Origin of the sequence: Kribbella sindirgiensis, from assembly GCF_004331435.1 — a bacterium.
Classification (GTDB): Bacteria; Actinomycetota; Actinomycetes; order Propionibacteriales; family Kribbellaceae; genus Kribbella; species Kribbella sindirgiensis.
This window is the reverse complement of the sequence record NZ_SJKA01000004.1, coordinates 124,353-147,083: the sequence shown is the minus strand read 5'-3', so window position 1 is coordinate 147,083 and position 22,731 is coordinate 124,353. Positions and strand designations below refer to the sequence as shown.

25 protein-coding genes are annotated in these 22,731 nt (G+C 69.0%); 14 read left to right on the top strand and 11 right to left on the bottom strand.

Translation table 11 applies throughout. The features are described from left to right. Positions 1-33 precede the first annotated feature (33 nt). From E0H50_RS12525 to E0H50_RS12510, 4 genes are all read left to right on the top strand, one after another. The gene (locus tag E0H50_RS12525) at positions 34-1,098 is read left to right on the top strand and encodes a LacI family DNA-binding transcriptional regulator (RefSeq protein ID WP_131287339.1); all 1,065 of its coding nucleotides are present in this window, start codon (positions 34-36) and stop codon (positions 1,096-1,098) included. After that, entirely contained in the window at positions 1,095-2,525 is a 1,431-nt protein-coding gene (locus E0H50_RS12520; protein WP_131287337.1) for a glycoside hydrolase family protein, read from the top strand. Before E0H50_RS12525 ends, E0H50_RS12520 begins: the two co-directional genes overlap by 4 nt. 190 nt (positions 2,526-2,715) lie before the next feature. After that, positions 2,716-3,618 carry a family 43 glycosylhydrolase gene (locus E0H50_RS12515; protein WP_165547084.1) on the top strand — a complete coding sequence of 301 codons (903 nt, stop codon included), beginning with the start codon at positions 2,716-2,718 and terminating at the stop codon, positions 3,616-3,618. A gap of 135 nt (positions 3,619-3,753) precedes the next feature. Then, positions 3,754-4,524: an SDR family NAD(P)-dependent oxidoreductase gene (locus E0H50_RS12510; protein WP_131287333.1), complete on the top strand. Its 771-nt coding sequence runs from the start codon at positions 3,754-3,756 to the stop codon at positions 4,522-4,524. On the opposite strand, the gene E0H50_RS12505 is transcribed toward E0H50_RS12510, so the two are convergent. Further along, positions 4,521-5,309 carry an alpha/beta fold hydrolase gene (locus E0H50_RS12505; protein ID WP_131287331.1) on the bottom strand — a complete coding sequence of 263 codons (789 nt, stop codon included), beginning with the start codon at positions 5,307-5,309 and terminating at the stop codon, positions 4,521-4,523. The genes E0H50_RS12510 and E0H50_RS12505 overlap by 4 nt on opposite strands. Positions 5,310-5,320: 11 nt before the next feature. Beyond that, positions 5,321-6,784, bottom strand: coding sequence for a S8 family peptidase (locus E0H50_RS12500; protein ID WP_131287329.1), 1,464 nt, complete (start codon positions 6,782-6,784; stop codon positions 5,321-5,323). An 83-nt stretch (positions 6,785-6,867) separates the two neighbouring features. On the opposite strand from E0H50_RS12500, the gene E0H50_RS12495 reads away from it, so the two are divergent. Further along, positions 6,868-9,450, top strand: coding sequence for a CHAT domain-containing protein (locus tag E0H50_RS12495; protein WP_131287327.1), 2,583 nt, complete (start codon positions 6,868-6,870; stop codon positions 9,448-9,450). 13 nt (positions 9,451-9,463) lie between these two features. Here E0H50_RS12495 and E0H50_RS12490 read toward each other — a convergent pair whose 3' ends face one another. The 4 genes from E0H50_RS12490 to E0H50_RS12475 form a co-directional block, all read right to left on the bottom strand. Then, positions 9,464-9,922 (bottom strand): hypothetical protein, encoded by a 459-nt coding sequence (locus E0H50_RS12490; protein WP_131287325.1) that lies wholly within the window; start codon positions 9,920-9,922, stop codon positions 9,464-9,466. Next, entirely contained in the window at positions 9,900-10,535 is a 636-nt protein-coding gene (locus E0H50_RS12485) for an RNA polymerase sigma factor (RefSeq protein WP_131287323.1), read from the bottom strand. Before E0H50_RS12485 ends, E0H50_RS12490 begins: the two co-directional genes overlap by 23 nt. 74 nt (positions 10,536-10,609) lie before the next feature. Further along, entirely contained in the window at positions 10,610-11,200 is a 591-nt protein-coding gene (locus tag E0H50_RS12480; RefSeq protein ID WP_131287321.1) for a hypothetical protein, read from the bottom strand. Continuing rightward, positions 11,187-12,620, bottom strand: a complete 1,434-nt coding sequence (locus tag E0H50_RS12475; protein ID WP_165547083.1) for a PASTA domain-containing protein — start codon at positions 12,618-12,620, stop codon at positions 11,187-11,189. The genes E0H50_RS12480 and E0H50_RS12475 overlap by 14 nt, the downstream gene beginning before the upstream one ends. Before the next feature lie 111 nt (positions 12,621-12,731). On the opposite strand from E0H50_RS12475, the gene E0H50_RS12470 reads away from it, so the two are divergent. Both E0H50_RS12470 and E0H50_RS12465 read left to right on the top strand, forming a co-directional pair. After that, a complete protein-coding gene (locus E0H50_RS12470) occupies positions 12,732-13,226 on the top strand; it encodes a SigE family RNA polymerase sigma factor (RefSeq protein ID WP_131287317.1) in 495 nt (164 codons plus the stop codon). Beyond that, complete coding sequence (locus E0H50_RS12465) at positions 13,223-14,110, top strand: hypothetical protein (RefSeq protein WP_131287315.1); 888 nt, start codon at positions 13,223-13,225, stop codon at positions 14,108-14,110. Before E0H50_RS12470 ends, E0H50_RS12465 begins: the two co-directional genes overlap by 4 nt. A 58-nt stretch (positions 14,111-14,168) precedes the next feature. On the opposite strand, the gene E0H50_RS12460 is transcribed toward E0H50_RS12465, so the two are convergent. The 3 genes from E0H50_RS12460 to E0H50_RS12450 are packed head-to-tail and all read right to left on the bottom strand — an operon-like array spanning position 14,169 to position 16,385. Beyond that, the gene (locus E0H50_RS12460) at positions 14,169-14,414 is read right to left on the bottom strand and encodes a hypothetical protein (RefSeq protein WP_131287313.1); all 246 of its coding nucleotides are present in this window, start codon (positions 14,412-14,414) and stop codon (positions 14,169-14,171) included. A gap of 14 nt (positions 14,415-14,428) precedes the next feature. After that, positions 14,429-15,388, bottom strand: a complete 960-nt coding sequence (locus E0H50_RS12455) for a DMT family transporter (protein WP_131287311.1) — start codon at positions 15,386-15,388, stop codon at positions 14,429-14,431. Between the two features lie 19 nt (positions 15,389-15,407). After that, complete coding sequence (locus tag E0H50_RS12450) at positions 15,408-16,385, bottom strand: GlxA family transcriptional regulator (protein ID WP_131287309.1); 978 nt, start codon at positions 16,383-16,385, stop codon at positions 15,408-15,410. 170 nt (positions 16,386-16,555) lie between these two features. On the opposite strand from E0H50_RS12450, the gene E0H50_RS12445 reads away from it, so the two are divergent. Together E0H50_RS12445 and E0H50_RS12440 are read left to right on the top strand one after the other, a co-directional pair. Then, positions 16,556-17,146 (top strand): DJ-1/PfpI family protein, encoded by a 591-nt coding sequence (locus tag E0H50_RS12445; protein WP_131287307.1) that lies wholly within the window; start codon positions 16,556-16,558, stop codon positions 17,144-17,146. After that, on the top strand, positions 17,112-17,741 hold the full coding sequence (locus E0H50_RS12440) for a DJ-1/PfpI family protein (RefSeq protein ID WP_272948496.1): 630 nt from the start codon (positions 17,112-17,114) through the stop codon (positions 17,739-17,741). The genes E0H50_RS12445 and E0H50_RS12440 overlap by 35 nt, the downstream gene beginning before the upstream one ends. Before the next feature lie 206 nt (positions 17,742-17,947). On the opposite strand, the gene E0H50_RS12435 is transcribed toward E0H50_RS12440, so the two are convergent. Next, complete coding sequence (locus E0H50_RS12435; protein WP_131287303.1) at positions 17,948-18,919, bottom strand: NmrA/HSCARG family protein; 972 nt, start codon at positions 18,917-18,919, stop codon at positions 17,948-17,950. An 85-nt stretch (positions 18,920-19,004) separates the two neighbouring features. Between E0H50_RS12435 and E0H50_RS12430 the strand changes: the two genes are divergently transcribed. Next, positions 19,005-19,499 carry a MarR family winged helix-turn-helix transcriptional regulator gene (locus E0H50_RS12430; protein ID WP_202868116.1) on the top strand — a complete coding sequence of 165 codons (495 nt, stop codon included), beginning with the start codon at positions 19,005-19,007 and terminating at the stop codon, positions 19,497-19,499. Positions 19,500-19,583: 84 nt separating this feature from the next. Here E0H50_RS12430 and E0H50_RS12425 read toward each other — a convergent pair whose 3' ends face one another. Further along, the gene (locus tag E0H50_RS12425) at positions 19,584-19,862 is read right to left on the bottom strand and encodes a hypothetical protein (RefSeq protein WP_131287299.1); all 279 of its coding nucleotides are present in this window, start codon (positions 19,860-19,862) and stop codon (positions 19,584-19,586) included. Positions 19,863-19,868: 6 nt separating this feature from the next. Between E0H50_RS12425 and E0H50_RS12420 the strand changes: the two genes are divergently transcribed. The 4 genes from E0H50_RS12420 to E0H50_RS12405 are packed head-to-tail and all read left to right on the top strand — an operon-like array spanning position 19,869 to position 22,712. After that, entirely contained in the window at positions 19,869-20,777 is a 909-nt protein-coding gene (locus E0H50_RS12420) for an FAD:protein FMN transferase (RefSeq protein WP_131287297.1), read from the top strand. Then, entirely contained in the window at positions 20,777-21,331 is a 555-nt protein-coding gene (locus tag E0H50_RS12415; RefSeq protein ID WP_165547082.1) for a hypothetical protein, read from the top strand. The genes E0H50_RS12420 and E0H50_RS12415 overlap by 1 nt, the downstream gene beginning before the upstream one ends. Beyond that, positions 21,328-22,518, top strand: a complete 1,191-nt coding sequence (locus E0H50_RS12410) for an NADH-ubiquinone oxidoreductase-F iron-sulfur binding region domain-containing protein (RefSeq protein ID WP_131287293.1) — start codon at positions 21,328-21,330, stop codon at positions 22,516-22,518. Before E0H50_RS12415 ends, E0H50_RS12410 begins: the two co-directional genes overlap by 4 nt. Then, positions 22,515-22,712: a ferredoxin gene (locus E0H50_RS12405; protein ID WP_131287291.1), complete on the top strand. Its 198-nt coding sequence runs from the start codon at positions 22,515-22,517 to the stop codon at positions 22,710-22,712. Before E0H50_RS12410 ends, E0H50_RS12405 begins: the two co-directional genes overlap by 4 nt. Positions 22,713-22,731 lie beyond the last annotated feature (19 nt).

Sequence of the window (22,731 nt, the reverse complement as noted above, 5' to 3'; positions counted from 1 at the left end):
CGGCGAGACGCCGCGCTGTGTGAAGGGGGACGGATGCCGAGGAAGCCTGCCGGTGGGCCGAAACGGGTCACGATGACCGACGTGGCGCGGCGTGCGGGGGTGTCCCAGCCGACCGTCTCGTTCGTGCTCAACGACCGTCGCGACGTCGCGGTGGCCGAGGAGACCAGGCGGCGCGTGCTCCAGGCGGCGGCCGAGCTCGACTTCGTCCCGAACCGGGCAGCCCAGCTGCTGCGGTCGAACAAGTCGTTCACCGTCGGCGTCGTGACCAGCGGGATCGTCTCCCAGCCGTACGCCGGTCTGATCGTGCTCGGCCTGCAACAGGTCGTCCAGCCGGCGGGCTACGTGTGCATGGTCGTCGACACCACCGGCGACCCGGGACAGGGTGACGACGCCGTGGCCAGCCTGGTCGGGCAAGGGGTCGCCGCGATCGTGTACGCGTCGCTCGCGCCCCAGCCGCTGCACCGCAGCCCGCGCCTGGACGGGATCCGGACGATCTTCGTCAACTGCTGGCCCGAGGAGGGGCCCGCGGAAACGATCCTGCTGGCCGACGAGTACGCCGGTGGGCGCGCCGCGGCGGCGTCCGTCTTCGATCGCGGGCATCGCGATGTCGCGTTCCTCGGCGGCATGCGCAACGACTACGCCTGCAAGGAGCGCCGGCGCGGATTCGACGACGCGGCGCGGGCGGTGGGGCTGCGTCCGGCCGACCTCGTGCATCGGTACGGCACCTACCAGATCGGGAACGGGTACGACCTGGCGACCGAGGTGATCACCGAGCATGCCCCGACCGCCTTGGTCTGCGGGAACGACCGGATGGCGATCGGTGCGCTGCTCGCCCTGCATGCACTCGGACTCGAGTGCCCGCGAGACGTCAGCATCGTCGGTTTCGACGACCAGCCCGATGTCGCGGATCAGGTCCGGCCGGGTCTGACCACCGCCGCGCTGCCGCACCTGATGCTGGGTCGACGGGCCGGCGAACTCCTGCTGGCCGGTCCGGACGACGCGCCCGAGCGGGTGATCGTCGACTGCGAGCTGATCGAGCGGGAGTCGGTCGGCGATCCGCCGCCCCGGCGGCCGCGGCCCCGGGCGGCTGCGAAATGATCCACTGGCGCCCGTCGTCGGGCTTCGTCGGTGATGTGATCCCGTTCAGCCATGCCGGGCGGATCTGGCTGTTCTACTTGCTGGACGAGCGTCCCGAGGACCCGACCGCAGGAGCGAGCGGGATGCCGTGGGCGTTGGTGTCCACCACGGACTTCGTGCAGTACACCGACCACGGCGTCGTACTGCCGGCCGGGGATCGGGATGCGGTTGATTTCGACTGCTACACGGGCAGTGTGGTTGCCGATGGGTCTCGGCTGCACCTGTTCTACACCGGCCACAATCCGCGGCTCGGCGATGGGGACGGCTCGTTCCAGGTGGTCTGTCACGCGGTCAGTGACGGCGATCCGACGCAGTGGACCAAGCAGCCTGCGCTCACGTTCGGCGCGCCTGCGGGATTTGTGCCGCAGGACTGGCGGGATCCGTTCGTGTACCGGACCGCAGCCGATCAGCCGTGGCAGATGGTCCTGGCCGCGCGGTACGTCGACGCGCCCGATCGCCGGTGTGGTGTCGTCGCGCGCTTGACGTCGACCGACCTGGAGCAGTGGACTCCCGCGGAGCCCTTGTGGGAGCCGCACCGGTTCATCACGCAGGAATGCCCGGATGTCTTTCAGTGGGGCGACTGGTGGTACTTGGTGTACTCCGAGTTCACCGACGCGTTTCAGACACGCTACCGGATCGCGCGGGGGCCTTCTGGTCCGTGGTTGGCGCCTGGGCGGGACACCGTCGACGGGCGGGCGTTCTACGCGGCGAAGTCGGTGTCGTTCCAGGGGCGCCGGTTCTTCATCGGCTGGATCCCTACGAAACAAGGGGATTCCGATGCCGGGCGGTGGCAGTGGGCAGGCGACCTCGCCGTACTCGAAGCACATCAGGAGGACGACGGGACGTTGGCGTTCGGTCTTCCCGCGGAGGTTGTGGCGGCGTATTCCGACGTACAGGATGTCAAGCTGTCACCGCTGGGCGGCGCGGATGCCGAGCCAGGACAGGGAGCGATCGACCGGTACGCCGCTTGGATCGGTGACGCCGTTCCCGAGCATTGCCTGATCACGCTGACCGTCGACGTCGAGGCAGGCACGCAGTCGTTCGGCTTGCTGCTACACGCCAGCGCGGACGGCGAGGACGCCACCGTCGTACGCCTCGAACCCCAACGCAACCGCCTCGTCCTGGACCACTGGCCCCGCGGCCGCACCGGCCCGGCCCAGTGGCAGGTGGACGGCGACGTACCGCACGCCGTAGAACTAGAACGCCCTTGCCCACTCCCACCCGGCCCCCACACCGTCCGGGTCCTGCTCGACGGCACGAGCGGTCAAGCAGTCGTCGACAACCGCGTCGCCCTGAGCTTCCGCCGCCACGAGTTGGGTGCGGGCCACGTCGGCCTCTTCGTCACTGACGGCGCCGTCAACCTCAGACAACTCACGACCGCGAGCTAGCAGGCTCGTCTTGCAAGGGTCTCAGGTTGGCCCGGTGGGCGGGTTAGGTTGCGGGGACCTCGTCCGCCCAGGGTTTGTGGAGGTTCTTGTGCGTCGGTTACCTGTTGTGCTGGCTGTTCTTGCTGGTGTGGTTGCTGTTGTGGGGCTGGTTGTTGTGCATCCGGGGAGTGCGGCGCGAGCTGATGCTGCGGTGACTGCGCAGGCTGCCGCGGCGCCGAGCAGTGTGCGGCGGGTCGGGACCGAGGAGTTCGCCGACCCGGGGTTCGCGCACCTTGGTTCGAAGTACTACTTGTTCCGGACCGGTGCGGGATACGGCACGCGGTGGACGACGAGCGGTGGTTGGTCGGCGGTGCACAAGTCGATGGCGGCGATCCCGGCTTGGGTCGATCGCGGGAAGCCGCTGCTCTGGGCGCCCGAGGTCTTTCAGAGTTCGGACAGTCGTGGCGCGTTGTACGTCATGTACTTCACCGGCGAGTCCGCGTCCCGGCACGTGCACTGCATCGGCGTCGCGACCTCGCGCCGTCCGGCCGGGAACTACACGCCGGGTTCCAAGCCGGTCGTCTGCTCGCCGTGGGTCTCCCGCGGGTACGAGGCGATCGACCCGGCGGCGTACCGGGCCAAGGACGGCAAGCGGTACCTGATCTACAAGAGCGACTACCGCAACGCGTCCGGCTTCCAGATCCGCGCGGTCCAGATGGACACGCAGACCGGGACCCGCGTGGTCGGCAAGAGCATCGCCAAGATCGTCAGCTCGACCAAGATCGAGGGCCCGTCGGTGATCGCGCACGGCGGCAAGGTGTGGCTGTTCGCCTCCCGGGGCGACTACATCAACTGCTCCTACAACACCGACGTGTGGTCCGCGGATACCTTCTGGGGCGGCCGGTTCACCCGCGTCAAGACCCTGATGACCACCAAGTCCAACCGCCTCTGCGGCCCGGGCGGCGCCACTGTCATCAACGTCGGCGGTACGACGCGCATCGCGTTCCATGCCTACGTCGACGCGAACCACAACGGCGTGAAGGACTCGAACAAGCGGCAGGCCTACACCGGTGTCGTCAAGTGGACCTCGAAGGGGATCCCTTACCTCGCCTGACTGATCCAGTTCAGCTCTTCTCGCGCAGAGATACCGCCCTTGAGTTGCTGGGCACTGAATCGGTACAGCTGAGGAGTGCGGCCACGACGCGCCTGTCAGTGAGAATGTCGGGATGATGATCGAAGCGGTTGTGTGATGGGGGTTCTCGACAAGTTCTCGCTGGGTGGGCGGACGGCTCTGGTGACCGGCGGGTATCGCGGGCTCGGGCGTGCGTTTGCGGCTGGGTTGGCCGAGGCCGGGGCCGATGTGGTGATCGGGGCTCGTGATGCCGTGGCTTCGCAGCGGGCGGCCGAAGCGCTGGCGGAGGAGACCGGGCGGACGGTCGTCGGCGTCGGCCTCGACGTGAACGACCGGGAGTCCGGCAGAGCTGCGATCCAGGCGGCGCTGGATGCGACCGGGCGGTTCGACATCCTGGTCAACAACGCCGGGGCTTGCGTTCACCGGCCGGCGCTCGACGTACCCGACGACGAATGGGACAGCGTCTTCGCGACGAACGTCGACGGTCTGTGGAAGCTCAGTCAGGAGGCGGCGCGGCACTTCACGACCGTCGGCGGTGGCACCATCGTCAACATCGGGTCGATCTCCGCGCACATCGTGAACCGTCCCCAGTGGCAGCCGGCGTACAACGCGTCCAAGGCCGCGGTCCATCAGCTGACCAAGTCCCTGGCCGCGGAGTGGGCACCGTTGAACATTCGCGTGAACGCCGTCGCGCCCGGTTACGTGAAGACCGAGATGGCGCCGGTCGACGAGCCCCAGTTCAAGGCCCGCTGGATCGACGACGCTCCGATGCAGCGCTACGCCGTACCGGAGGAGATCGCGCCGACCGTCGTCTTTCTCGCCTCACCGGCCTCGAGTTTCATGACCGGCTCGGTGGTGGTGATCGACGGCGGCTACACCCTCCACTAGCGGTATCGGTCGAGGAATGCGGTGAGTTCCGCGAGGTACGCCGGGCGGTTGTCGCGGCGTACCGAGTGTCCGGCGCCGGCGATCTGTGCCGCGCGGAACTCACCGGCGGCCGCTTCGGCGCAGCGTTCGGCGTACTCGGTGGAAATCAGTGAGCCGCGGTCGGTGTCGCCGTGGATCAGCAGGACCGGGCACGTGATGTCGGCCAGCAGACCGGTCAACGGGCCGGCGTCGCGGAACGTCAGATCGAACAGCCGCGGGTTGACCTGCGCCTTCGACACGGCCCAGGGTTCGAGTTCGTCATCGGCCCAGCCGGGGTCGTTGGATCGGCCTCGCGCGATCCGTGCCGGCAGATCGAGTACGCGGAGATCCGCGAGCCAGCCCGGCTCGGACCACGGTACGTCGAGCCGGTCGCCAGGCGATCCGGGCGGCGGGTCTTCCAGTACGACCGCACGGACCAGGTCCGGGCGCGACGCGGCCAGGTGGGCGGCCGCCATCGCGCCCATCGAGTGACCGACCACGACGACGCCGCCGTCACGGGGCTGGCCCGACAGCACGAGCGCGGCATCGTCGCGGTGAGCTTCATAGCGGATCGGCTCGTCCGGAAGCCCGGACTCGCCGTGCCCGCGGGCATCGATCGCGAGCGCCCGAATCCCGGGCAGCTCACGGATCGCCGGCGCCCAGCACTGCGCGGAGTCCGAGAAGCCGTGCAGGAACGCGACCTCGGCCTCCGCCTCATCGGTCCGGTACCACGCCAGATGAGCGGTCGTGCCTCGCACACTGAACATGCTTCCGGACCCTAGCGCGCAGTGCAGCCGCAATCGCACGCCGGGTGGCAGGGTTTGCGGGGCGTCGCGCAGACCTGGTGCGGATGGAGGACCGGGCCGACGCCTGGGGCCGCCTGACTGCGGGCCAGGCGCAGCAAGGAGTCTGCGGCGAGGCGGGCGTTCTCGCCGGTCGCGGACATCCGTGCGGCGATCATCCCGGCGACCAGAGGCGCGGAGAACGACGTACCGCTCCAGCTGGCCAGCCCTTCGAAACGCAGAACCTTGTGCGGAACGGGATCCTCGAAACACTCGTAGTCGCCGACCGCGAAGGCGTTCACCAGATCCACGCCCGGCGCGTAGACGTCGACCCAACCGCCGTAGTTGGAGAACCATGCGCGGCTGTTGCCGTCCGCGGACAGCGCGCCGACGCCGACCACCCACGAGTACGCCGCGGGGAAGGTCGGCTTGTACGTCGTGTCGTTGCCGGCCGGCGCGACGATGACGACGTTCAGGTGCCGCAAACGCCTGTCGTAGAAGGTGTTGAAGGTGAGCAGCGGCCGATGGAAGCGCGTGAAACCGTCGAACTCGCAGACGATCACCTCCGCGCCGCAGTCCATCAACTCGTTCATCTTCTGGATGATCTCGTGCTCGTACGCCATCCCGGCGTGCGGCCGGTTGTCGATGTACTCCGCCTTCTTGACGTGAACCATCGCCTTCGGCGCGACGACGCGCACACACCCGGCGACGAACGTCCCGTGGCACGCGTACGGCTTGATGCGTCCAGTGCCAGCCACGAACGGGTCCTCGGTCTCGCCGGTGACCCCCGCCATCCACGGCCACACCTGCACACCGTCGACCAGGCCGCCGTCGACGACACCGACGAACACGTCACGACCGTCCCATCCGCGCGTTCCGCAACAGATCCCGGTGCTCACCGGCGGTTCCGGGCTCGCCGCGTTGCCTGGTACGCAGTCCGGCTCGGTGGCGGGGCAGGGGTGCCCGTTACCGCAGTACGCGAGCCCGTGGTCCGGTGATCCCTTGTTGGGGCCGACCCGCCGATCCAGCTCGGCCAGAACGTTCGGCACCGACAGCGGATCGTCGTCCTTGTACCGCCCGTCGTACTCGCCGCCGAACTCGGAGCCGCCGAGCATCCCGGGCCGTCCCTCGCTCACCCGGCGGAAGTCCCGGCCGTAGCGCCAGACGAGGGCGGTGACGCCGTCGATCACCGGCAGTACGTCGATGGCGACGGGTTCGGGAATGATCGGGCTGCGTGCCTCCTCCGGTGTGGCGTCGTCCCGGAGCGTGTTGTAGACCAGCTCCGCGTCGTCCGCGCGGACGAGGATCGTGTCCCGGCGGTAGAAGTAGTCGACGTACCCCACTTCTTCCCAGTTGTCCGGATACACGGCCGTCGTGCCGTGCCATTGCTCCGGCCCTCGTTCTCCCTCGTCCTCCAGGATCAGGCGCAGTGCGTCTCTGAGGCGTTGGTCTGCTGGCATTTCGTCCCCCTAGTTGGTCAGAAACCTTCCAAAAACAAGGTGGTACGGCGTATTAGGATCGGAACAGGGGAGGGGGCAGGGTTGTGGATGCCGACGAGTTGCATGCGCTCGCACTGTCGCGGCCTGCCGACGCCCTGAAGATCGCCCGCCAGGTCCTCGCGAACTCCCCGTCCGACGCCGACGCCGCGGCCGCCCACAAAGCGGCGGGAGTCGTCCATCGCGACTTCGGTGACATCGACGAGGCGGTGACCGAACTCAAGGCGGCGTACCGGCATGCGCGCAAGGCCGCGGATCCCGACGGCGAGGCGGACATCCTGGCGAGTCTCGGCGTGGCGCTGGTGATGGCCGGGCAGACCCGACGCGGCCTGTCCGTGCTCGACTCGATCGTCCCCGGCCGGACCGGGGTGCTCGCCGGCCGTATCCTCATCCGCCGGATCTGGGTGCGCGGAGCGCTGCTCGGCAGGTACGCCGAAGCGCTGGCCGACGCCGAACAGGCGGTCGAGCTGCTGACCGGCACCGGTGACCTGATGTGGGAGGCGCGGGCGCTGACCCACCGGGCGATGGTGCTGCTCGCGATGGGCGCGATCGAGCGCGCCGACGTCGACTACGCGCGGAGCGAGGAGCTGTTCGCGAAGTGCGGTCAACAGGTCGAGTACGCCGATACCCGGCAGGCGCGTGGTGCCGCGGCGTTCGCGCGCGGTGACCTGCCGACGGCGTTGCTGTACCTCGACGACGCGCAACGGGTGGTCGACGAGCTCGGGGTCCTGGAGCCGGACCTGTTCGCCAACAAGTGCGTGGTGCTGCTGGCGGCCGGCCTGACCCGTGACGCACTCACCGAGATCAACAGTGCGCTGGAGCGATTCGAGCACCAGCGCGGCTCGACCGCACGACGCGCGGAGTTGCTGTACTGCGCCGGACTCGCAGCCCACGCCGCCGGTGCTCTGGAACTGGCCGAGAGTCGCAGTCGTGCCGCCATGAAGCTGTTCCGCCGCCAGCAGCGTCCGTGGTGGGCGGCGCGTGCTGAGCTCGTCTTGCTGCAGTCGCGCTACGCGGCTGGTGAACGTACGCCGCGATTGCTGCACGCCGGCCAACGACTCAGCACCGAACTCGACGGACTCGACGCGGACCTCGCGACCGAGGCGCATCTGCTGACGGGCAGGCTCGCTCTCGCCCGTTCCGAGTCCGCCGAGGCCCGACGCCACCTGAGCATTGCGGCGGCTGCCCGGAACCGCGGCTTGCGAGCGCGCGGCGCCGGCTGGCTCGCCCAGGCCACGCTCCATCACAGTGACGGCCGGGCGCGCGCGATGCTGGCTGCCTGCCGACAGGGCCTGAGCCTCATCGAGGTCTACATGCACACCCTCGGCGCCACGGAACTCCGGGTCCTCGCCACCGCTCAGGGCGCCGAACTCGCCGCCATCGCGCTCCGGTACGCAGTCCAGCGCGGCAACGCCCGCCAAGTCCTCGAGTGGAGCGAACGCTGGCGCTCCACAGTGCTCGCGATCCCGCCGGTCCGGCCGCAGGAGGACGACGGCCTGGTCGCGGACCTCACGGCGCTGCGCAGCCTGACCTACCGGCTGGAGACCAGCTACGACCAACGACTCGGCCCTGCCCCGCTGCATCGCGAACGCCGGCGCCTGGAAGCCGCCGTACGCCGCAGAGTTCTGGTGACACCCGGCACCATCGGCGACCGGCCCGACCAGTTCCGCAGTGCCGACCTGCTGGCTCATCTCGGAGACCGCAGCCTGATCGAGCTCACCGACGTCGACGACCAGTTGTACGCGATCACGGCGGCGCGCGGCCGGGTCCATCTCGCGTCGATCGGCCCGACCCAGGAGGCGACGCGGCGGCTGTCGCACGCGCTGTTCGCGCTGCGACGTGAGGCGACCGGACGTGGTGAGGACCGGCTCGACCTGGACGCCATCGGAGCCCGCCTGGAGACGGCACTCCTGGGCGACGTCGCCAAGCACCTGGCCGACGGCCCGGTGGTCGTCGTACCGACCGGCCGGCTGCATGCGGTCCCGTGGAGTCTGCTGCCGTCGTTGCGGCATCGGCCGACCTCAGTGGCCCCGTCGGCGGCAGCATGGTTGCGCGCCCGGAGCGCCGTACCGCCGGCGACCGAGCGGGTCGTGCTGATCGGCGGTCCGCAGCTGTCGACCGGACCGGAGGAGGTACGTCGACTCTCCGAGCTGTACCCGGACGCGGTGGTGCTCACCGAGGGCGGTGCGACGGCGGAGGCAGTACTGGAAGCGATGGACGGGGCTTCGCTGGTGCATGTCGCGGCCCACGGAACGTTCCGCGCGGACAGTCCGCTGTTCTCCTCGCTGCAGGTGGATGATGGGCCGCTCACGGTGTACGACCTCGAACGGCTGGACCGCGCGCCGCACCGAGTCGTGCTGTCGAGTTGCAGCTCCGCGCTCGGCGGTCCCAGTGGCGCGGACGAGCTGCTGGGCCTGGTCAGTGCGCTGGTGGCACTCGGGTCGTCCGGCGTGGTGGCCAGCGTCGTACCGGTGAACGACCCGGCGACGGTGCCGCTGATGCTCGGCCTGCACGACAGGCTGCGGGCCGGTGACGATCTGGCCGAAGCACTCGCCCAGGCACGGGTGTCGGCCGGAGACGACCGGCCGGCGCGCACAGCCGGACAGTCCTTCATCGCGCTCGGAGCCTGATCTGGGGCTTGATTCATAGCCGGACCCAGTCGGTGACTACCCGGCCGGTCGGTGTGTCGCAGCGCAACCGGACCGCGTCCGCAGGCAGCAACGGCAGTTGGAAGAAGCCGGATTCGTCGGCGCTGACGGTGTACTCCGTGCCGTCCGGGTTCTCGACGTGGATCTCGCCGGGGCCGGGCGGGAGGATCTGGCCGACCACTTCGTCCTGGTTCACCTCCAGCTCCATCGACAGCGGAGTGGAGGTGAACACCAGCAAGCGCGTCTGCCCGGGTTCGGCCCGGGTCCCGGCCAGCGCATCGAGCGAGGAGTCGAAGGTCAGACTCGCCTGCAGGAGGTCCTCGTCGATCGTCCGCCAGGACAGCACGCCCTCGGCCTGCGCGGCGATCGCCTCTGCCAACGGTCGCGTGGCACGGACAGCTTCGGCGAGATCCTCGAAGAGGCGATCGTCGTCATCCCAACGTCGCCGCGTCATGGTGAGCACCTCCTGACGGCTCGGATCGCTCTGATCGCTCTGAGGATTCGACGTACGCCCGGACCCGCGGAGACCTGCGGAGCCGTTCGAGCGCGCGTGAGCGGGTGGGGCCGATGCTGCCCGCCGGTATGCCGGTGCGCTCGGTGATCTCGGCGTACGACGGCCGCGGATCCTCGAGCAGCAGCAACAGCAGGTCGCGCTGCCGGTGCGGCAGTTCAGCCAGCCCGGCCAGCAGCGCCTCGTGCCGCTCGGCCCGGAACAGACCTTCCTCGGGTTCCTCGAGGTCCGCCGCGATCGCCTGGAACGCGGGATCCAGCGGGTCGTCGGGGCGCAGCCGACGGCCGGACGACAGGTACCGGAGCGCCTCGCGGCGGGCGGTCGTGATGATCCACCCCGGCATGGCCCGAGGTTCCTGCAGGCTGTCCAGGTGGCCGACGAGCCGCAGCCAGACGGTCTGCGCGACGTCCTCGGTCTCGCTCTGCGTCAGCCGGAACTGCCGGATGACGGAGACGAGCAACGGTGCGTATCTGCTCACCAGTTCGCTCCACGCCTGCTGATCGCCACCGGCCGCGGCGGCCACCAGGGCGGCGACCGGTGAGACTTCCTGTTCCATTCCGGCCCCCCTCGATGCCGAGTCCTACTGAACGGACCGCGCCGGAGGGCCTGCAGATACATGCCAATCCCGCGTCAGACCGGTAGCTCTGCGTAGGCCGAGGCGGGCAGCAGCCTCAGGCCGGTGTGCAGAGTCACCAGCTCCTGGAGCGCGTACCTCGCGGAGCGCCGGAAATCGAAGCCGTGCGCACCGAGGGACACCTCGACGGAGCAAGCGCCCGGACTCAGCCCGATCAGCAGGCCGCGCTGGACGGTCAGCAGAACGCTTTCGAGTGTCAAGAGCACCGTGAGGTCGAAGGTGATCGTGTACGGCGCCTGCCCGTCGACGATGACGTCCACCTCCGGGTGATGGACGGACGAGATCTCGTGCTCGGCCAACGTGACGTACTCGGGCGGCCCGGTGCCCGCGAGGGTCGCGCTCGCTGCCTTCTGGAGGTCGCGGTGCGTCCGCCAGGCCCACAGGATCGGATCACCCAGGTCGTGATCGAAGGTCGCTGTGAGGGCATCGGCCACCGGAGCAGACACGAGCCGGCGGGCCGAACCGAGGTGCGGCACCAGTTCGAGCACGTTGCTCCTGGCGAGCAGTCCGTTCAGCTCGACGGAGGTGTGCCGGCCGGTCTGGCCGAAGTGCGAGGCGATGGTGACTCGGTGGCTACTGGTGTTCATCGGTCTTCTCCTGCAGGTACTGGCGCCCGCGATCGAGGCGAGCGTCGACGCGGATTCGGTGTGCGGGGCCGGACTCGTGGATCCGCGGAGCCCCCGGAAGCAGTCGCCCCTCCGCACGAACATGAGGCATCGGATCGATCGGCTGTTTCGGTCCACGTCGGTGCTGGAAGCGGCCGGCCGCCCCGACTGCCACGGCGGCCGTCACGAGCAGCAGTGGCACCAGCCACGACGGCCAGGTCGATTCGTCGGCGGCGAGGTTCACCGTGACCGTCGTACCGGTTGGGACGAGCTCCCCGGCGCGCGGCTGCTGGCTGACGATGTGACGCTCGCCGCCCGAAGCATCACTCCCACGGATCAGCGCGAGGATCAGCTCGACGTCCTCGATCGCGCCGCGGGCCTCGGCCTCGCTGCGGTCGAGCAGGTCGGGAACCGGTACGAGCGTCGGCTTCGGCGCGCGGGTGACGTCGACGGTGACGACGGTGCCGACGTCGGCCTCGGTGCCGGCCCGCGGACTCTGGTTCAGGACGATCCCTGGAGCGTTGCCGGGACGGACCACCCGAGACCGGAACTTCAGCCGGGCGGCCCCGATCGCCTGCTGGGCGGTGGATTCGAGACGACCGACGACGTCCGGCACCACGGTGCGGACCACGACGGGCGGTGCTGGCGTTGGTGTCGTTGGTGTTGTCGTTGGTGTTGTCACGGGCGTCCGGCGGATGTCGGCTGTCACCTTCGTGCCGCGTTCGACCCGCTCACCTGGCTGCGGTTGCTGGCTCACCACACGCCCGGGGCGCTTGCCGTCCTTGAGGATCCGTTGCGCGTAGACGAGCCCGGCCGTCTTGACCATCGCCGCGGCGTCGGTCTCGGTGTGCTCGATCAGAGTCGGTACCGGCACAAGATCCGGCTGGGCGGGTTCGGCGAGGATCAGCGTGACCGCCCGTCCGAACACCACGTAGCCGCCGGCGCCAGGCCGCTGCTGGCGGACGGTCCAGTCGGCAGCTGCGTCGGAAGGCGACGTACGGACCAAGAGGCCCAGTTGCGTCATGGTCTCCTCGGCGACGCGCAACGTCTTCCCGGTGAGATCAGGCATCACCACGCCGAGCGAGAGAGCGACCAGCGATATGCCCCCGTCGGGGTCGCTTTCGGTGCGTGTCTGCTGCGCGGCGACGACGACGGCTTGTTCATCGACACCGGCGGTTTTGACGTTCGCAACCGTGCAGTTGTAGTCGGCGGCCTGCAGAGTCGTCGCTGCCGTCGCCAATGACTGGCCGCGGACGTTGGGAGCAGGGTTCGACGGCGTGAGGGCCCAGTCGTCGGTGCAGGTCGCCTGCGAAACGCCGGCGGCGGTGACTCCGCCGGACAGCAGCGTCGCGACCGCAAGGGCTGCGGCGGCGATCAGATACTTGGCCCGATAGGTGCTCACACTGGTCTGACCGGGCCGTCCGCCCGGTTGATACCCGATTCCCTTCGTGTGGATGCAACCAACTTCGCTCTCGGAGGCGTGTCTAACCCGGTATCGAAGAGGGGAGATCAGATGAGTGATCGGGACGCGGCGTTCGAGGCGTACTTCGCGGCACGTTCCGACGCCATGCGCGGCACGGCGTACCTGCTCTGCGGCGACTGGCATCGTGCGGAAGACCTGGTGCAGCAGACCTTCACGAAGCTCTACCTGGCGTGGCGCCGGATCCAGCGGCAAGAGGCGATGGACAACTACACCAGGCAGACACTCATCCGGACGTTCCTGTCCGAGCGGCGCCGGGGGTGGTTCCGGCACGAATCGGTCGAGATCCCGACGGCCGACCGGGCAGCGCCCGCGGCCGACCTCGCCGACGAACGGCTCATGTTGCTGGAGGCCCTCGTCAAGGTGCCCCCGAGGCAACGCGCCGTCCTGGTCCTTCGGTACTGGGAGGACCAGTCCGTCGAGCAGACGGCTGCGCTCCTCGACTGCTCGGCCGGAAATGTCAAGAGCCAGGCCTCGCGCGGGTTGGCGACGCTGCGCGGTCTGCTGGAAGAGGAGAAGGTTCGATGAAGGAAGAGGATCTCAACGAGGCCCTGCGTGACGTGATCGTGCGCAGCACTCCACCTCCGTCGATGGATCCCGCGCACACTCTCGACCGGGCGCGCCGCGCACGCAAGCGGCGCCGGGCGGCATGGGCCGGGGTCGCTGCCGGAGTGCTGGTGGTCGGCGTCGGGGCCGGTCCCGCACTGGTCGCGAACATCACCGGTCCCCGATCGGTGGGCCAGATGGTCGCTGGCAGCCCGGGCACGCCGTCGGCATTCCCGTCGGCATCCACGCCGCCGCCGGTCTCCACTGTGGCGCCGACGACCGCGCCGAATACCCGGAAGACCGGTGACCCGTGGCCGGAGGGCCAGGTGGACCGTACGGCGTCCGCAGGTCCGCGCGCGGACCGGTCCGTGACGCTGATGAACGACCTGAGCTCGTCAGTGCCGGCAGGTTTCAGCACGCCGAACCTGAAGGACTCCGACGGTCATTCGTTGCGGTGGCCGCAGACCCAGTACGCCTCCAGCGACGGCGAGCCGGACTACTGGGAGTACATGGCCACCATCCCGGTGCAGAAGGACAACCGGGTCGGCCAGCTGCTGGTGCAGTCGGTCACGCCCGACGGAAAACCGGCCGCGGACATCTGCACGGTGGCGAAGAGGTTCTGGGGTGGGACCGGCACCTGCACGGTCACAGACGTCAGCGGCAAGAAGGTCGGCGTACTGACCACCAAGGGCGACGGCAGCTACGACCAGTGGGCTGCCTACCGGTACGACGACGGCACCGTCGTCTTCCTCGCACAAGCCAAGAAGTGCGACCGCGCGGGCCGGACACCGCTGACCCAACCGATCTTCACCGCCCGCCAACTGGCCGAACTGGCGATCTCCCCGAAGTTCAAGATCAGCACCTGACATCCTGCGGGCACCGCTTCTGCGGCTACTGGCACGAGACCCCGGACCTTCGTGATCGCTACGACGAAGGTCCGGGGTCTCGTGCTGCCCTGTCCAGTTCGTGTTCCAGGGGTGCTGCGAGGTAGCGATCCAGGGCGAGCGCCGCCGAGGCGTGCGGCCAGTTGAAGCCGCGGCTGCCTTCGTAGTACCGGACGCTCATGATCAAAGGGACCACCCGGCCGAGATCCTGTGCCCGGGCCTGCCGGAGTTGCCGCAACTGCTCGGTGTCCTCGTACTCCGATCCCGGTACGACGAGGTGGGACACGAGCCCGCCGGCGTCTAAGCGCTGGGAGACTTGTCTGTCGTGCTCGTCCGACGATGCCGCTCGGAGCGTCCTGGCGGGCCGGTATGGCCCAGCGCCTCCCAGAGGAGGCTTCCAACGACGAGCACTCCACCCGCAAGGTGGAGAGGGGAGACGTCCTCGCCGAGGACCACCGCGGCGAGAGCAACGCCGAACAGGGGTATCAGTGTCAAGTAGGCCGCGGCACTGCTGACGGGCATCTTCGTCAGTGCGACCAGGTACAGCCAGAACGGAAGCGCGTAGTTCAGGATCCCGGACCCGGCCGCAAGTAACAGGTCGGTGAACTGGGGCTCGGTCCAGCCCGTCGTTCCCGTTACGACGAAGGTCGCGAGGAGGAACGACATGACCAGCGCCAGCGCCCACAACTGCTGGCCGATGGCGGCGGCCAGGGGCGACAGGTCGACGACCTGGGTAGAGGCGAGGACGACGTACAAGGCCGCCGCTGCGACGCTTGCCAGGATCAGCAAATCGCCGTGCCAGTCGGACCCGGCGGTGGTCCCCGAGGCGGAGACCAGGAGCGAACCGATGGTCGCTGCCACGACGATGACGGCAAGGCGCGGTGCCGGACGCTCTCGGAACAGCAGGAGCGCCAGGATCGGCACGAGCACGGGTTCCAGGGTGCCCAGGATGCTCGCGTTGATAGCGCTGGTGAGGGTGAGCCCGGCGAGCGCCAGATAGTAGGAAAGGCCCGGTTCGAGGAGTCCGACCCATCCCTTGGTGAGTCCGCCGCGCACCGGCGTGCGCGTCACCGCTGCAGCTGCGGCGAGGACGAGGAGGGACCCGGCCAACTGGACCGTGAGTACCGCGGTGGGTGTAGCTCGGGTCTGGTTGAGCACCCACTTGGTGGCGACCAGACCGGCAGCCCAGGCGAGGGCGCTGCCGACCATGAGCAACGGACCCTGGTGCGCGGCGCGGTCCCGAACTCTCGATCCGGTCATCCTGGGTGCCCCCGTCAGATCAGCGGTATCTCGGCGTCGAGTGCGTCGGCGGCCGGGTGGTGGTGAACCGGGCGCGGTAGTCCGTCGGCGAGGCGCCGACGATCCTGTGGAAGGTCCGTCGGAGCGTCTCGGCGGTGCCGAATCCGTGGCGGTGGGCGATCGTCTCCACCGGATCGTCGCGTTCGGAAAGGTCGCGTTGTGCCGCCTCCACGCGGACGCGCTCGACGTACGCCGCGGGTGTCATCCCGACCTCTTGGGTGAACCTGCGTTGCAGGTGGCGAGGGCTGAGGCCGGCCACGTTCGCGAGATCTGCGATCCCGTGCGGACCGCCGGGGTCGGCATGGATCGCGTCGACGACCCGGCGCATGATGTCGTCGCGCGGCGGGGTGGACCAGAGCGGCACACTGAACTGGGACTGGCTCCCGGGACGGCGGAGGAACAGATTCAGCTCCCGAGCGGCCGCGAGCGACGCCTGCGGGCCGAGGTCGTCCTCGACCATCGCCAGGGCCAGGTCCATCCCAGCAGAGACCCCTGCGGAGGTCCAGATCGGTCCTTCCTGGACGAAGATCGGGTCGCAGTCAACGGTGAGCGAGGGGTACTCCGCGGCCAGCCTGTCCGCCTTGCGCCAGTGCGTGGTGACGCGGTGTCCGTCGAGGATCCCGGCCTCAGCGAGAAGGAACGCCCCGCTGCAGACCGAGGCCACTCTGCTGGCGGAGGTCGCCGCGTCGGCCACCCATCGCACCAAATTCTTGTCCTGTTGCGCGACATGGACGCCCGCGCCGCCGACGACCAGCAGGGTGTCGACGTCGTGCGGGTCCGCAGTCCGCACGGAGTGATCGGGGTTGACGGACAACCCGGCGTCGGAGGTGACCGGCCCCTTGGCCGGCGCGACGGTCCGGAGGTTGTAGCCGGCCTCTCCGAAGACCTCGACCGGCCCGGCGAGATCGAGGGTGTCGAAGTTCTCGAAGACGACGAAGGTCACTGTGCCCGGAGCCATGGGCCCATCCTGGACCGATCCGCCATCTGGCATCAACGACGCGTGCCCCACAGATAGTGCCGTCCGAGACGGTGGCGTGATCTGTGGGGTGGTCGTCGTGGACGACAGCCAGACCTTGCCTCACCGTGAAGGCATAGCGATCGGCTGTTGCTCATCCGGAAGGAGCGCGCATGACAAAGCACATCGGCATCCTGTTGTTCCCCGACGTCGAGGAACTCGATGCGATCGGGCCCTGGGAGGTCCTGGCGTGGTGGACCAAGACGTTTCCGGAGGACGGGTACGCCGTCACCTGCCTCGCCCGCGAAGCCGGACCGATCGAGTGCGCGAAGGGCCTGACCGTGATCGCCGACCACGGCTTCGACGACGCGCCGACGTGCGACGTACTCGTGCATCCCGGTGGCGGTGGCACCGGGGTCTTGCGGAACGACGAGGCACATCTCGACTGGCTTCGCAGGATGCGTAAGGACGTTCCGCTGTTGACCAGCGTGTGCAGCGGCTCCCTGGTGTTCGCCGCCGCCGGACTGCTGCGCAACCGTCCGGCAACGACCTACTGGAGTCAGCTCGACAGTCTGGCCGAACTCGACCCCACGATCGAGGTGCGCCCCGACGACAGGTTCGTCGACGACGGCGATCTGATCACGGCCGCCGGCATCTCCGCCGGCATCGACATGGCCCTGCACCTCGTGTCCAGGCTGGTCGGGGTCGAACGGGCCCGTCAGGTGCGCCGTGGCATCCAATACGACCCAGTCCCGCCGGTCTGATCCGGCGATCGGGCCCTACCAGGTATTCGCCGGGATGCCCGACACCGAAGTGATGTTCTGCGCGGCTGCGAAGGGTCGGGTCAGCGACGCCAAGGACCGGCTGCACCTCGACGTCCAGCACACTTTCGATGAAGTGCCGGCCCCCGACGTGCTGCTCGTGCCCGGCGGCAACGTGGTCAGGGAGATGACGAGCGGCCATCCCATTCTCGACTGGATCCGCTCGGCGCACCGAAGCACCACCTACACCACCTCGGTCTGCACCGGCTCGCTGCTGCTCGCCGCGGCGGGCCTGCTGCGCGGGCTGAGGGCCACCACGCACTGGGTCGCCTACGACGCGCTGCGTGAGTACGGTGCTGAACCGGTCGAGCAACGGGTCGTGTTCGAGGACCGGATCGTCACCGGTGCCGGAGTCTCCGCCGGAATCGACCTGGCTTTGGAGGTCGCGGCCCGGCTCCATGGTCCCGAGGTCGCCCAGGCGATCCAGCTCAACCTGGAGTACGACCCTCAGCCACCCTTCGACTCCGGGTCGCCTGCGAAGGCCTCTCAGGCCGTGATGGACCGGCTCGACGACCTGGTCGCGCTCTGGCAGGCATGACGCGGATTGGAGTCAACTCGTGCTGGCAGTGGCGTGCAGAGTGGCGAGCGGCGACTCTCGTGACGGCTGAAGATGGCAGAGTTGACGTCATCGAGCAGCCTTGATCCGCAGCGCGACGGTTCGCCTGTCGCGCTTCCGATGGGCGGAAGGTCCGGTGGCTGGTACTTCTGTTCTGCTCCGTCACTGCTCCGTGAGAGGTCGTTGGGTCACTTGGTGGCGGCCTGTAGGTCGTGTTTGTGCAGGTCGAGCCACTTTTCGAAGGATTCCAGGCCCGGGTTGAGCTCGCGGACCTTGGTGAGGTCGCGGTTGCCGGTGAACTCGTCGTGGTTTTCGGCGTAGAACTGGAACATGTTGGCCATTTCGACGGCCATCGGGAAGGGGTATTCGCGGTACTCCTCGAGGGTCGGGGAGTGGTACGCGACCTTTTCGCCGAGGGCTTCGGTGAGGGCTTCGGCGTACTGGTGGCCGGTGAGGTGGTCGCCGGCGATGCCGATGGTGGCGCCGATCAGGTCGGGGCGCTTGAGGATCGCCAGGGCGCTGCGGCCGATGTCGTCGACGGCGATGCCGGACAGGCGCTGGTCGCCCATCGGCAACGTGATGGTCAGCGTGCCGTCGGCGGTACGGGTCGGGGCCATGGCAGTGGCGAACGCGTCGAAGTAGAACGTGGTCCGCAGGAAGGTCGTCGGTACGCCGTACTTCGTGAACAGCTCGTCCGCCTCGCCCTTGGCGTCGAAGTGCGGGACCTTGTAGCGCCCGTCGTCCAGGCTCGGTACGTCGTCGCGCCCCGCGAAGAACGGGCGGGTGTCCTCGAGCGTCGACCAGACCAGGTGCTGTACGCCGGCGTCGCGGGCCGCCCGCGCGGCGATCTCGGCCTGCTCGAGCTCCATCTCCGCGCGCGTCCGCGCCGCCTCCTCGTCCGCGGTCAGCGGCGCCCAGTAGTTCGTCACCACGAACGCGCCGTACGCGCCGTCGAACGCGGCCCGGATGCTGGCCTCGTCGTCGAGGTCGGCGGCGACCACCTCGGCGCCCGCGGCGGCGAGGTCCTTCGCCGCGGCGGAGTCCGGGTTCCGGGTCAACGCGCGGACGGTGAACTCGCCGGACGGATCCGCCAGAATCGCGCGGGCCAGCCCGCCGCCCTGGGCTCCGGTCGCTCCGACGACGGCGATCAGCTTGCTCATAACGTTCACTCCCAAGAGTCAGGTTGATGTGTCAACTCAACCGATCGTAGCGCGATTGGTTGATGTGTCAACCCGAGCGGGTAGGATGGCTCTCGTGAGCAAGGGACCGTGGCTCGACGACGACGAGCAGAAGGCGTGGCGCAGCTACCTGCTGATGAACCGGACGCTGGAGACGCACCTGGAGCGGCACCTCCAGCGGGACTTCGGCCTGTCCAAGTCGGACTTCGAGATCCTGGTGAACCTGTCCGAGTCGGAGTCCGGCCGGATGCGCGCGTTCGAGCTGAGTCGTTCCACCCAGTGGGAGAAGAGCCGGCTGTCGCACCACCTGACCCGGATGGAGAAACGCGGCCTGATCCGCAAGGAGGCCTGCGACTCGCGGTACCCGGAGATCGTGATCACCGAGGAGGGGCTGGCCGCGATCAAGGAGTGCGCGCCGGTGCACGCCGCGCGGGTGCGGGAGTTCTTCGTCGACGTGTTCGGCCCCGACCGGCTGGCCGTTCTCGGTGAGGTCGCCGACGAGATCGTCGGCACGATCGGCAAGCACTGCGACGACGACTGCCCGCTGGAGGCCCGCTCCTGAGAACTGCTCTCAGAGAGCTCTCAGCAGAACTTGACGGTGGCTTGATCTTCTCTTGGAGTGCGGCTGACAGGCCTCGAACGAGGCTTACGGCATGGTCACCACAGACGAATCCCAACCCAACCGCCGGCGCTGGCTGCACCGAGCGTCCGCGGCCGCGATAGCCACAGCCGTCCTCGGAGTCGGCGCGACCGGGATCTCGGTCGCCGTCGTGTCGTCGAAGCACTCCGACAGCACCAGCACGAGTACGACGACGTCCACCAGCTCAGGCTCCTCGGTCGGCTCGAGTTCGAGCTCGGACGACAGCAGCAGCTCGAGCGGGGTCGGGTCGGCCGACTCCGGCTCCACGTCGCAGGGCGGGAGCAACGGGTCATGACCGCCTCCCGCACGTGGAACGCGTGGAGTTGCACGGTCCGGCTGACCGTCGACGACCCCGCCGTACTGGGGGCGGCGTGCGGTGAGCTCAAGGCGCTGATGGACCGCGTCGACAAGGCCGCGAGCCGGTTCCGCCCGGACTCCGAGCTGTCGATCGTCAACACCAGGGCCGGCGCGCTCGTACCCGTGTCCCGGCTGCTCGTCGACCTGGTCGACGTCAGTCTGGTCGCGGCCCAGCTGAGTGGTGGGGCGGTCGATCCGACCGTCGGCCCGGCGGTGATCGCGGCCGGGTACGACGCCGATATCGAAGCGGTACGGCGGCGCTTCCCGCAGGCGCCCGAGGACCCGACGCAGATCGCCGGCTGGCAGGAGGTCCGCCTCAATCGGAAGCTAGCGCTGCTAGGAGTACCGAAGGACTGCGCACTCGACCTCGGCGCCACCGCCAAGGCCTGGACCGCGGACCGGGCGGCCAACGTGATCAGCAAGCGCTACGGCTGCGCGGTCCTCGTCGAGATCGGCGGCGACCTGCGGGCAGCTGGTACGCCGAAGAAGCCGTGGGTCATCACCGTCGCGGAGCGCGCCGGTGACCAGGGTGTCCTCGTGACGCTCGCCCACGGCGGTCTGACCACGTCGACCCGGACCGTACGGCGTTGGCAGACACCGACCGGCTACGGGCACCACGTCATCGACCCGCGCACGGGGCGTCCCGCGGAGGGTCCGTACCGGACCGCGTCCGTCTGGGCGCCGACCGCCGTACGGGCGAACACCTTCAGTACTGCGCTCATCGCGACCGGCGATGCGGCTGTCGGGCGGCTGAAGCTGTCCGGTCACCCGGCGCGGCTGATCGCCGACGACGGTGAGGTCACCGAGCTGTGCGGGTGGCCGGCAGCGAGCAGGGCCGCCTGATGACCCTGTGGTACCTGGCCCGTGCGGCCGGCGTGGTCACCATGATCATGTTCACGCTGTCCGCCGTGCTCGGAATGGTTATGCCAGGCGTGCGTCGGCCGGAGAGGCGGTTCTGGCTCCAGTACGTGCACCGCTCGGCTGCTGTGACCGGGCTGGTCCTGCTGGCGACACATGTGGTCGCGGTGATTGCCGACAGCTATGTGGACATCAGTCCGACCGTTCTGGTGTGGCCGTTCGGCTCGGGCTACCGGCCGTTCGCGATGGTCATCGGTGCGCTTGCTCTCTACAGCCTGGTGCTCGCGGCCTTCGTCGGAGCGGCACGTGGTCGTCTGGCCGTGTCCGAGTCGTTCGCGAAGCACTGGCGCAAGCTGCACATCGCCGCGTCGGTCGGCTGGCTGCTGTCCATCGGCCACGCCCTGCTGGCAGGTACGGACCGCGGTACGCCGTGGATGCTCGGCATCACGCTCGGCTGCCTCGCCGCGGTAGCCACCGCTGGCGCGTACCGCCTCAACAACGCGACCCCTAAGACCATCCGTTCCTGGAGGACCCAATGATTACCGTCGAGGACACCAGAGTCATCGGCGAGGCCAGGGTGCTGGCCGGCCTCGACCAGAACCTCCAGCAGCACCTTCTTACGCACGGGCCACTGCCTGAGCTCAGCCGTGAGGACTACGTGCGGCTCTGTGAGGCTGTAGGACTCAGGGGGCGCGGCGGGGCGGCGTTTCCGGTTGCACTGAAGCTGCAGGATCTGCCAGCTCGCGGTGTGGAGGCTGTCGTGGTCAACGGCTCGGAGAGCGAGCCTGTGAGCCGGAAGGACCGTCTCCTCCTCACCCGGGCGCCCCACCTCGTTCTGGACGGCGCAGTCGGTCTTGCACATGCACTGCGGGCCCCGCACGTGCTGATCGCCGTACACGACACGGCCGCGGCCACCTCCCTCCGGCAGGCGCTGATGGAGCGTGACGACCACCTGGCGATCGAGGTGCTCGACACCCCGGGCCGGTTCGTCGCAGGTGAGGCCCGTGCGGTCCTGAGCGCCCTCGAAGGCGGTGTCGCGGTCCCACCAGGCCGGCGGGTGCTGCCGACGCGGAAGGGCTACCACCAGCGGCCGACGTTCCTGTCGAACGTCGAGACGTTCGCACAGCTCGCCGTACTCGCGCGGCTCGGGTCCCGTGGGTTCAGCAGCACCGGTCTGATCAGCGAGCCGGGTACCCAGCTCCTGACGGTCGACGGGGCGGTCCGACGGCCCGGTGTGATCGAGACACCGACTGGTGTCCCACTGAACACAGTCCTGGAGTACGCCGGTGCGGAACCGGGACCTGTCCTGCTGGGTGGGTACCACGGGCGCTGGCTGGCGCAGACCGACGGCGTACTGCTGCAGCGACCCGAGGTGTCCGCCGGGATCGTCCTGGCACTCGGCTCCAGCACCTGTCCGCTCGGTGAGGTCACCAGGGTCGCCGAATGGCTGAGGGGTCAGTCGGCCGGCCAGTGCGGGCCGTGTGTCTTCGGTCTCGCCTCACTCGTCGACGACTTCGCCCGGCTGACGGTCGGCGACCCGCAGGGATGGCATGACGCCCACCGGCACCTCGGTCTGATCCCGGGGCGGGGAGCCTGCGCGCATCCGGACGGGACCGCGAGATTCCTCACGTCGGCGCTCGAGGTGTTCGACGACGACGTACAGCTGCACCTCACCGGGCGTGGGTGTGGCCGACCGGTTCTGGGAGTCCTCGGAGGTACCCGATGAACAAGCTGGAGATCGACTGGACCCGGTGCGACGGGCACGGCCTGTGCGCCGGTCTGGCGCCTGACGAGGTCCTCCTCGACGAATGGGGGTTCCCGGTGCTGCGGGGCCGCGAAATCACCGCCGGTGAGCTCCCGGACGCGCGCCGCGCAGTCCTCGCCTGTCCAGCTCTTGCACTACGCCTCAGTAGTCGGTGACAGGCCCGTCCCGACACCA

Bases quoted from the DNA above. Each gene is read 5' to 3' on its own strand.
- E0H50_RS12525 (WP_131287339.1), top strand. From the start codon at position 34: ATGCCGAGGAAGCCTGCCGGTGGGCCGAAACGGGTCACGATGACCGAC.
- E0H50_RS12520 (WP_131287337.1), top strand. From the start codon at position 1,095: ATGATCCACTGGCGCCCGTCGTCGGGCTTCGTCGGTGATGTGATCCCG.
- E0H50_RS12510 (WP_131287333.1), top strand. From the start codon at position 3,754: ATGGGGGTTCTCGACAAGTTCTCGCTGGGTGGGCGGACGGCTCTGGTG.
- E0H50_RS12505 (WP_131287331.1), bottom strand. From the start codon at position 5,309: ATGTTCAGTGTGCGAGGCACGACCGCTCATCTGGCGTGGTACCGGACC.
- E0H50_RS12500 (WP_131287329.1), bottom strand. From the start codon at position 6,784: ATGCCAGCAGACCAACGCCTCAGAGACGCACTGCGCCTGATCCTGGAG.
- E0H50_RS12490 (WP_131287325.1), bottom strand. From the start codon at position 9,922: ATGACGCGGCGACGTTGGGATGACGACGATCGCCTCTTCGAGGATCTC.
- E0H50_RS12485 (WP_131287323.1), bottom strand. From the start codon at position 10,535: ATGGAACAGGAAGTCTCACCGGTCGCCGCCCTGGTGGCCGCCGCGGCC.
- E0H50_RS12480 (WP_131287321.1), bottom strand. From the start codon at position 11,200: ATGAACACCAGTAGCCACCGAGTCACCATCGCCTCGCACTTCGGCCAG.
- E0H50_RS12470 (WP_131287317.1), top strand. From the start codon at position 12,732: ATGAGTGATCGGGACGCGGCGTTCGAGGCGTACTTCGCGGCACGTTCC.
- E0H50_RS12465 (WP_131287315.1), top strand. From the start codon at position 13,223: ATGAAGGAAGAGGATCTCAACGAGGCCCTGCGTGACGTGATCGTGCGC.
- E0H50_RS12455 (WP_131287311.1), bottom strand. From the start codon at position 15,388: ATGACCGGATCGAGAGTTCGGGACCGCGCCGCGCACCAGGGTCCGTTG.
- E0H50_RS12450 (WP_131287309.1), bottom strand. From the start codon at position 16,385: ATGGCTCCGGGCACAGTGACCTTCGTCGTCTTCGAGAACTTCGACACC.
- E0H50_RS12445 (WP_131287307.1), top strand. From the start codon at position 16,556: ATGACAAAGCACATCGGCATCCTGTTGTTCCCCGACGTCGAGGAACTC.
- E0H50_RS12435 (WP_131287303.1), bottom strand. From the start codon at position 18,919: ATGAGCAAGCTGATCGCCGTCGTCGGAGCGACCGGAGCCCAGGGCGGC.
- E0H50_RS12430 (WP_202868116.1), top strand. From the start codon at position 19,005: ATGGCTCTCGTGAGCAAGGGACCGTGGCTCGACGACGACGAGCAGAAG.
- E0H50_RS12420 (WP_131287297.1), top strand. From the start codon at position 19,869: ATGACCGCCTCCCGCACGTGGAACGCGTGGAGTTGCACGGTCCGGCTG.
- E0H50_RS12415 (WP_165547082.1), top strand. From the start codon at position 20,777: ATGACCCTGTGGTACCTGGCCCGTGCGGCCGGCGTGGTCACCATGATC.
- E0H50_RS12410 (WP_131287293.1), top strand. From the start codon at position 21,328: ATGATTACCGTCGAGGACACCAGAGTCATCGGCGAGGCCAGGGTGCTG.
- E0H50_RS12405 (WP_131287291.1), top strand. From the start codon at position 22,515: ATGAACAAGCTGGAGATCGACTGGACCCGGTGCGACGGGCACGGCCTG.